8 protein-coding genes are annotated in these 8,243 nt (G+C 37.5%); 2 read left to right on the top strand and 6 right to left on the bottom strand.

Annotation, left to right across the window (positions count from 1 at the left end):
* Positions 1-88: 88 nt before the first annotated feature.
* From ACFIKG_RS07500 to ACFIKG_RS07520, 5 genes are read right to left on the bottom strand one after another with little or no spacing between them, the layout of a single operon-like run.
* Positions 89-1,075, bottom strand: coding sequence for a type IV secretion system protein (locus ACFIKG_RS07500; protein WP_375626427.1), 987 nt, complete (start codon positions 1,073-1,075; stop codon positions 89-91).
* Entirely contained in the window at positions 1,062-1,583 is a 522-nt protein-coding gene (locus tag ACFIKG_RS07505) for a type IV secretion system protein VirB5 (protein WP_375626381.1), read from the bottom strand. The genes ACFIKG_RS07500 and ACFIKG_RS07505 overlap by 14 nt, the downstream gene beginning before the upstream one ends.
* The gene (locus ACFIKG_RS07510; protein WP_375652016.1) at positions 1,580-3,934 is read right to left on the bottom strand and encodes a VirB4 family type IV secretion/conjugal transfer ATPase; all 2,355 of its coding nucleotides are present in this window, start codon (positions 3,932-3,934) and stop codon (positions 1,580-1,582) included. The genes ACFIKG_RS07505 and ACFIKG_RS07510 overlap by 4 nt, the downstream gene beginning before the upstream one ends.
* 22 nt (positions 3,935-3,956) lie before the next feature.
* On the bottom strand, positions 3,957-4,265 hold the full coding sequence (locus ACFIKG_RS07515) for a type IV secretion system protein VirB3 (protein ID WP_212112790.1): 309 nt from the start codon (positions 4,263-4,265) through the stop codon (positions 3,957-3,959).
* The gene (locus tag ACFIKG_RS07520; RefSeq protein WP_375626379.1) at positions 4,266-4,586 is read right to left on the bottom strand and encodes a TrbC/VirB2 family protein; all 321 of its coding nucleotides are present in this window, start codon (positions 4,584-4,586) and stop codon (positions 4,266-4,268) included.
* Between the two features lie 399 nt (positions 4,587-4,985).
* Here ACFIKG_RS07520 and ACFIKG_RS07525 point away from each other — a divergent pair, with 399 nt between their 5' ends.
* Both ACFIKG_RS07525 and ACFIKG_RS07530 read left to right on the top strand, forming a co-directional pair.
* Positions 4,986-5,726 (top strand): hypothetical protein, encoded by a 741-nt coding sequence (locus ACFIKG_RS07525; RefSeq protein WP_375626378.1) that lies wholly within the window; start codon positions 4,986-4,988, stop codon positions 5,724-5,726.
* Positions 5,727-6,773: 1,047 nt separating this feature from the next.
* Entirely contained in the window at positions 6,774-7,010 is a 237-nt protein-coding gene (locus ACFIKG_RS07530) for an EexN family lipoprotein (RefSeq protein ID WP_375626376.1), read from the top strand.
* Between the two features lie 355 nt (positions 7,011-7,365).
* Here the strand turns inward: ACFIKG_RS07530 and ACFIKG_RS07535 are convergent.
* The coding region (locus tag ACFIKG_RS07535; RefSeq protein ID WP_375626354.1) for a tyrosine-type recombinase/integrase at positions 7,366-8,243 on the bottom strand (878 nt) is incomplete at its 5' end.

The raw sequence follows: 8,243 nt of genomic DNA on the forward strand, positions 1-8,243 counted from the left end.
TATCTGGAACAGGACCATGGCGCGTGCGCCAAAGGGCGCACGCAAGGCTAAAACAAAAGTGCTTATTCTTTTAAAGAGGTGCTTTATCTTAAAACCGACCACGACCACCTCCAGATCTTCCTGCTTTTGCTGCCGCGCCTGCCGCACCTTTAGAAGCGTTACCGGCAGCACCTGAGATTTGTAAAGCGGCATTTTTTACTGTATTCGCACTCGTTCTTGCACCATTGGCAAGCATTGTGAAAACCTGTCCTCCTGAAGAGACACCAGTGTTAAAGTATGGTCCGCCAGAGGCCAGCGCTGTTGCAATACCGGGAAGCGCACGGAAGATAATAACCCCTATGATCGAAATGACGAGGACAGGGGGGAAAAGAACATAGATTGATTCATATGAAACTTTGAGAACCTGTAGGATAACTTGACATATAATGGTTCCAAGCATGATCACGAGAACCTGTAAAATGGTAAAATTGATCAAAGTTGTAATCCATGCATCGGTGTATTTTCGCGTTGCATTAAACAAATATAAACTAATGAATAGAGGGCCAAGACCTATAATCATTACGAGTGCAACTTGTGCAAACATTTGCACAATAAAACCACCTATACAAAAAAGAATAACGGCTAAAAGCATGATAGAACCAAGAAGCCCCACAACGATCTTTTCAAAAAACCAAGCGTTGTATAAAACTTCTTGATAGCGAGTATTTGCCTTTAACAAAATATAATCAAAAACATTGGAGCTTGCAGGATTGCTGTTAAGCGCATTTCCAATAGCATTGGATAAATCTTTGAAGAAAATATCCTTGACATAAGTATTAAATGTATCCGCATTCGTTGCCATTGTTGTCACAACAACGATTTTAACAACATTATTGAGAAGACTATGCATGGAAAGCGCAACGCGACCTGTCATAACATTATAGCCATAAAGAAAGATAAAAATGATTGCGGCGAGATTTAAGGGCGCTGAAATAGCAGAAGATAACCCTCTCACCGTTGTGTCCATCACATTATCGAGAGGGGTTAAAATATACCCAGAAATGCTTTCAAATGGAGAAAAACTAAAGTCTGACATTTGTACTCGTACTTTCAAGTTTTTCTTTTAATTGTTTTTCTTTTTCTTTTAATTGTGCCTCAAGGTATTTATGTTTTTGTTGTTCCTTTTCTTCACGCATTTCGTCTTTTGTTTTCGTATCTCTTGCTTGAATCATATCAAGAGACTGAAGTTTTAGAGAAGCCACTTGAAGATCGGCTTGAAGAAGAGAAAGTTTTACTTGAAGCTCTTGTTGAAGAGCTTGAAGCTTCTGCAATTCTTCAAGGCTAGGTTTTTTTACAGCTTCTGTTGTTGTTATATCTGTTTGTGACTTAAGTTGTTCAAGTTGATGACTTATTGCTTTAATTTTTTTTGCAGTTTCAGTTGCAGTTTTATATACGCTTTCAGCTGTTTCTGATTTTGCAGCATCTAATTTTTGTGTATTCTCGAGTGCTTGTTTATAATATTCATCCGCATCGGGTGTCGTTTGTGATATTGCATGTGAAATAAAAGAAAAAGATAACAGTGTAACTAAGCCATATTTTTTCATTGATTTTTTCTCCTTTGATAAAATATGGGCAGCCATTTGTCAGGGTCTGCTCCATATTCGTTGATAATTTCATTCATGAGTTCAATGTTTTTTGTTGTGCCGCTTAAAACGGCGATCTCATCATTCATTCCACGTAAGTTAAGTTCTGCAACGACGGAACTTTGTCCTTGTTTGACGAGAAAACGGCGAGATTCTCTGCTTAATTCTGACTGTATCAGTTCAAATTCACGCTCAGTAAGTTTGAAAGCTTCGACATAATCATTGTAATTTGCTTTTTGATTTGGAAAAAATATTTGGGTGGGGCATTGCTCAATAATTGTGTGCGCGATTGTTGAGTTCAAAGCATCTTTAGGGCTTTGTGTTGCAAAGAGCATCATGCCATTTTGTTTACGAATTGTTTTTAGCCGATCTTGCGCAAAAGCTTTGAATGAATCATCTTCCAAAGCTTTCCAGAATTCATCAACGACAATAATGATGCGCCGCCCATCAATCAAATCAAGAATGCGGTGAAAGAGATACATCATTAAGGGGCGCCGAATTTCTTCATTGTCTAAGAAATCGGTCATGTCATATCCAATGAACTGTGCGTTTAAATTGAGATCATCTTGATCATTATCAAAAACCCACCCTAAATCATTGCCCCTAATCCAGCGTTGTAGTCGTATGGCGATACCTTCTTTTGATGTGTTGTCAAAAAACAGTTGAAGTGCACCAAGAGAACGTTGTGTTGGGGGTAAGTTTTCTAAGGAATCAATAGCTTTGGCGATATCTTGTCGCTCTTCTTCTGTTACGATTTGCCCTTCAGCGCTTACCAGCTTTAAGATCCAATTACGAAGAAAGATTTTATTTTTTTCGGTGTATTCCATGCCCTTTAAGGGAGCAATACCCGTGGGCTGCCCATTTTTTAAAGGTTTGTATTTCCCTCCTCCAGCCCGTACAAAAATCTCTGCTCCTTGATCTTTATCAAAAAAAACCATTGTTGGATTGTGTTTTTGTAATTGTGCAAGAAGAAAATTAACAATCACTGTTTTACCGGATCCCGATGGACCACAAACAAACGTGTTTCCAAGATCGCCATAATGAAAATTAAAATAGTAAGGTGAACCAGCCTGTGTTTTTAGCAATGCGACAGCAGCTCCCCAAACATTATCGTTCAGTTTGCCAACGGGAAAAGAATGGAAAGGCGATAAAGCGGCAAAGTTTCTGCTAGTAATGGCGCCTGAACGCGCCCGATAGCTAAAGTTTCCAGGAAGCTGTGCCCACCATGCTGCTTCCAATCCTAAATCTTCTCTGGCAATCACCGCTCCTCCATTGGTTAAATGGGAACGTGCTTTTGATAAGTTTTCAGACAATATTTTGGGATGATCAGCAAAAACAGCTAAAGAAATGTGGTGTTCTCCCAAAACAAAACGGTTTGATTCTAAATCATCTAGCGCTTCATCTAGTGCATCGATTTGTGAGCTAGCACGATCAGCTGCATTGATCATTTGATTTTGTTTGCGGCTCATAATCGCACTGGCGGCTGCCTTACTTTTAAAGACAAAGGATTGTGTTAAAATGAATTCAAATGGCACCGTAAGAAGACCATCAGTCATACCTGGGCGTGTTTTAGAAGGATACTCTTTCCATCCAAACATGCCCACAAAGCGTTCATTGCTTTCATGGCGAATTTCGATAATTTCTTTCCCAAAAATAACACGATCTGAGTAAATCGTTGAAGCAATAGTTCCAAATGTGAGAGGAATACGCTCACGTCTTCCCCCCACCAGCTGGTGGAGAAATTCACTTTGTTCAGAAAATAAAATACCTTCATGTTCATAGATTGATAGCAGACGGACTTCATACTCTTCTAAACCTTGCATAAGGTCTTGACTTAACTCTTCGAGTTTACGAATAGCTTCCTCATCGGGTTCAGATTGTGTTTTCTTCGCTTTGCTCAAGCGCTGAAAAAATGAAACCAGCTTTTCTGTTTTATCCGCTGCCGGATTCCAAAGCAGTGAAATAAATAGATCATTTCTATACAGTTCTTGCGAAACCATTTTCTTTTTATATTTTTCATCTAATGTTGTTGCAAAAGATGAAAGAAAGTGACCTTCTGGGTATATCGTTTCACGGCGGCGGATGATGTGAGAATATAAAGCAAGTCGTTCGTCTGCGATATTTTTTAAAAGGGTGTTTAATTGGTTGTGTAAAGAATTTAATTGATCAATATCCGCAGTGTCAAAATTTATACCCTCAACAGCCATCACAACCATTAAACAGCGTGAATTTAAAGCAACGACATGTTGGTTGATGTAGCGTATATAGGGAATATATTCTTCAGGCAAAGTTTCCCGTTTCATTATTGACATCTGTTTCACCGGCTTGGCTCCTTCAGCTTAGTTCCTTATAAGTTCGGATAAGGCGCAAGGGGGAGGTCGAACCTCCTCCCCATCGGTTGAGGTTTTTTTGTTTTCCTCGAGTATTGAGCCATGCAAATAATACGCGAAATTGGTTGTGATCATACTTTGTCACTTCTCGCAAAATAAAGTGCATCCCAATCCCAAGACCAAACATGGTAAAATCACTCGTCAAAATAAAAAGAATGGATGTCGCCATGACATTAAGCGCCATCGCTTCCATTGTAACACCAGCAAACATGGCTGGGCGCGTACAGGCAAGGAAAAGAGTATCTTCGTTCATTTATGTTGTGCCCGCTAATTTACCAACGAGAGCAGGGGCACCAAAAACAATAGCAATCCCGAGAACACAGTAAGCTGCTTTGCGTAAGTCAATAAAGCCGTACATCCAACCAATCCCCACAGCAGCAACACATATAATTGCAATAAGCTTTGCCGTTGCACCCGTCATCATTGTGACAATATTGCCTAAAACACCATCAAGATTTCCCAGACCACCTCCACTAGCAGCAGGAGCAGCATAAGAAAGATCAGATACAAAAACTGCCGTAAAAAGCAGCATGGTCACGATAAAAATGATGTTTTGGAATCTATTATCTGTCATTTTACCTCTCTTTAACAAATAATATTTGTTCATATGTCGACATTCCATTTCCTCTAACAAACTGGAGAATGCTGTCATTTGATAACAGTTTAATCTTCTCGTTTGTTTGTTTTAAAAGCCTTGATAGTGGATCTGTTCACTCTCAAACTCTTTTTCTTAAAGAGACAGAAGTCTTTTCAAACTGGGATTGTGTTACATGAAAATGGCAATTTTAAGTTGTATGTATTGGTAAAGACAATAATATTAAAACAATGCAAGTAAGGAATATTATTCTTTACAAAATGTAGTTAATGTGCAACACAGATATTTGGATTTTTTTCTTTAAAAACAAGGGGATTAGTGATAAATAATGTGAAAGGATAGAAAAACAATGAATTTTTTGAGCGAGCGTGTTAAGAAATGCTATTTAAATTGATTGTTATTATTTACATTATGGGTTCCATAGTGTGGGGATTAAGCCAGTATAAAGATAAAATAGATTTCAGTATTCTTAAAACATTTGAGATGCAAGATATACAAGATATTCTCAATTTTTATCGAAAAGAAAAAAATCGAGAAGAAGAAAAGTTGGTTAAATCTATCACCAAACAGCAATTAGAAAAAAATGAACCAGTTCTCGATTTGCAGAAGAGTGTTTCATCAAACGATGTTGCAAATAATGCTGTTGTTTTTCATGGTAAGGCCTCTGTTACAAGTGGGGTTACATTTAAATTACTGACGCCTGCTGCACAATCTTGGCGCTCATATATCACCCGTGATATTCATCTTTATGGTGTAGACACGTGCGCACCACGCCAAAAAGCACGATTAAATGATCAAGAATGGCCCTGTGGTGCGGTTACAACGGCTTGGCTTGTCACCAAAACACTTGGGCAGGATTTATCCTGTAAACAGGCTGTGATGCACAATGGTGTTTATTATGCGCAATGTTTTGTTCAAGGGGTTGATTTAGCTGAGGCAGGTCTTACAGAAGGTATGTTGGTCCTCTCAAAAGAGGGAAAAGATCCTATTCCAACTCAGTACTATCATGCGGAAGAAAAAGCACGCAACAACAAGATCGGTCTTTGGTCAAGTGATTTCACTGAACCTTTAAAATGGCGGCGAGATAATGGATCTTACAACCCCTTTGAAAATCCGTGATTGGCTTTAACGAACATATTTACTTAAATTTTTATAGAGAAAACTTTATCAATAAAATTGCACCAGAGCATAGGGCAAAAGACCATAGGGAAAGTTTGAATAAACCGTGAGATTATTTCCGCTTGTGAAGTAAATGGATAATATTTCCATTTTCAAGGGGGGGCTCTCAAAATCGCTCTTCTATTTTTACTTATGTGTTTTATAAAAGCAGGAAAATTTCATTGTTGGTGGCAAAACGTTTTTGAGTATTTGTGTTTGAAGGAGAAAATGAGACGATAAAAAACGCTCAAGAAATGGATTTCTAGAGCAGAGTTGATAAAAGTGAAAAATGAATAGATCCCAAAATGGCGTAACGTTTGATATAACGGATAGAATATTTTACAGTGCCTTAAAAGAATTCCTAGCAAAAGTTTTTTCATCAGAATTTTGTCTTCAGGATTGGATCACGTTTTTTTACTTCTTTAAGAGTGATCAAACTGTTTCATTCCTTGAAAAGCTTTCATAATTATCTGCTTCTAAATTCAGACTTCTAAAAGATGGATTTCAAACAGACTCCACACGAAGAAATCTTCGTAAAAATGATTTGCATTGTTGATTGTTTTCTATATATTACAAGATGTTTTTATTTAAGCATTCGATGGGGGAAACAATAATCAACATACGAATAGGTAAAAAGAGCTCATACTTTTTTGTAATGGCTTTGTAGTCTATTGATCGTGATACTAAGCGTTATAATGCTCATAGGCTTTTTATAGGGTGAGGGGCGCGGTTCCTATCGCTATGTCACTATTTGAAATCAGTTGGAAAAAAAACATTAGTGCGTCTTCTGATTTTGTCATTTTTACTCAGTTTGGGCTTTTTTCTTCTCATTATATTTTATGACAAACTCATACGATGGCTGTCGTGAGTTCTTCTTACGTTATTTTACTCAGAGTGCTCACTTTGAAAGCAAGTAAGTGATAGTAAGGCTGTCTTCTCATACAGTATGAAAACTTAACACCCATTTGGGGGATGATGTTAACAGATAAGGTATTTAAAGAGGGTAAAATGAAAAAAATTATTTTATTATGCATGGCTCTATTATTCGCTGTGGGGTGTGAAAAAACTTATAGCGTAGAGGATTTTAAGAAAGATGCAAAATTAAGGGAAGAATGGGGAAAGAAGTGTTTTCTTTCAGGACAAGCTGTTAAGGAATCTAAAAATTGTAAAAATGTTTTACAAGCAGATACTGAAATGTTTTTCTCGCCAAAGCTTAATTCTACAGATCGTGGTCATGCGTTTTAACGGTTATGCATCTCAACAGTAAAGTGTTATATAAAAATTCTAAAATAAAGAAGTTACGTTTCAACGAATAGTTTCTTCTTTAATTTTTATAGCGGAGATTTTTATCATTTTTCATCTTTCAGATGAGCTCCCCAAATCATATTTGCAATCCTATTGTTTGTTTCATCTTTGTTAGATTGAGGATTATGATCATGAGAAAACAGGATAGCATTGTCTTATAGAAACATCTCTTAAGGCAACCAATCCCATTTCACGGTGGTGTCCGTGAATGGTATATAAAAAGCAAGTAAAATAAAATAGTTATGTCTAATATGGGGGAATAGGTGAATCTTGATTCTATTGAGTTTTTTTGCCTCTATCCCTCATCTTTTTGAAGCTTTTTTATCGCCTCTATAGCTAACCTTTTACGGTCTGCGCTCTTTGTGTAAAGAGATGCCATAGCATCATTTGTCCAGCCAAAAATTGCTTTGAGTTGTGATACTGTTGCACCAGAGTTAGCTGCGCGTGTTGCTGCTAATTTTCTTAATCCATGCGCCGATTTTTTAATTCCAGCCGCATTACAAGCGTCTCTAAATGTATCGCCAAAGCTTTCTTTGGAGAGTTTTTGATTAGTTTTACTACAGATGAAAGTTTCTGTTCCAATAGGACCAGCTTCAAGCGTTTTGGCTAATTCCGGTAAAATAGGTAGAAAGACATCTGTTTGGAATTTACTTTTCTCTGTTTTGAGATGAATAATATTGTCTTTGACATCTTTCCAGCCAATGCGAACCGCATCACCACGACGTAAGCCCGTATACAGAAGAATATCAATCCAAACGCGTTCATGGGTACCATGGGACCATCTTTGATAATATTTCTCAACATCTTCTTCTGTCCAAACAGGAAAGCCGCTTTTATTTTTAAGAGGAGGTTTTTTGACGCCTAAAGTTGGATTATTTTCCAAAAGACCTTGATCAATTGCCCAATTAAAAAGTCCATTAAGGGCTTTCAGAAAGTTTCTAGCCATTGCTGGTGTTTCTTTACGCCGTTCAACACCGGCTATAATATGCTTCTTTTCAATTGCTTGGTATGGAATGTTTCCTATAGTATCACATACCTTCATAAGGATGAGTTCTTTTTGTTTTTTTGTAGCTTTAGTGTAACTATGCCAATTAGAGCTGTTAAAGTATTGTTTAAGCAGCCATGCAAATGAACCTTCAACAAGTTTACCGGTTTTTGATTTAGGAAGTATAA

Source organism: Bartonella sp. LB28NMGDW, assembly GCF_042194435.1.
GTDB lineage: Bacteria > Pseudomonadota > Alphaproteobacteria > Rhizobiales > Rhizobiaceae > Bartonella > Bartonella grahamii.

What these genes read in the sequence shown, in the direction of transcription:
- ACFIKG_RS07510 (WP_375652016.1), bottom strand. Translation starts at nt 3,934, where the DNA reads ATGTCAATAATGAAACGGGAAACTTTGCCTGAAGAATATATTCCCTAT.
- ACFIKG_RS07500 (WP_375626427.1), bottom strand. Translation starts at nt 1,075, where the DNA reads ATGTCAGACTTTAGTTTTTCTCCATTTGAAAGCATTTCTGGGTATATT.
- ACFIKG_RS07515 (WP_212112790.1), bottom strand. Translation starts at nt 4,265, where the DNA reads ATGAACGAAGATACTCTTTTCCTTGCCTGTACGCGCCCAGCCATGTTT.
- ACFIKG_RS07520 (WP_375626379.1), bottom strand. Translation starts at nt 4,586, where the DNA reads ATGACAGATAATAGATTCCAAAACATCATTTTTATCGTGACCATGCTG.
- ACFIKG_RS07525 (WP_375626378.1), top strand. Translation starts at nt 4,986, where the DNA reads ATGCTATTTAAATTGATTGTTATTATTTACATTATGGGTTCCATAGTG.
- ACFIKG_RS07505 (WP_375626381.1), bottom strand. Translation starts at nt 1,583, where the DNA reads ATGAAAAAATATGGCTTAGTTACACTGTTATCTTTTTCTTTTATTTCA.
- ACFIKG_RS07530 (WP_375626376.1), top strand. Translation starts at nt 6,774, where the DNA reads ATGAAAAAAATTATTTTATTATGCATGGCTCTATTATTCGCTGTGGGG.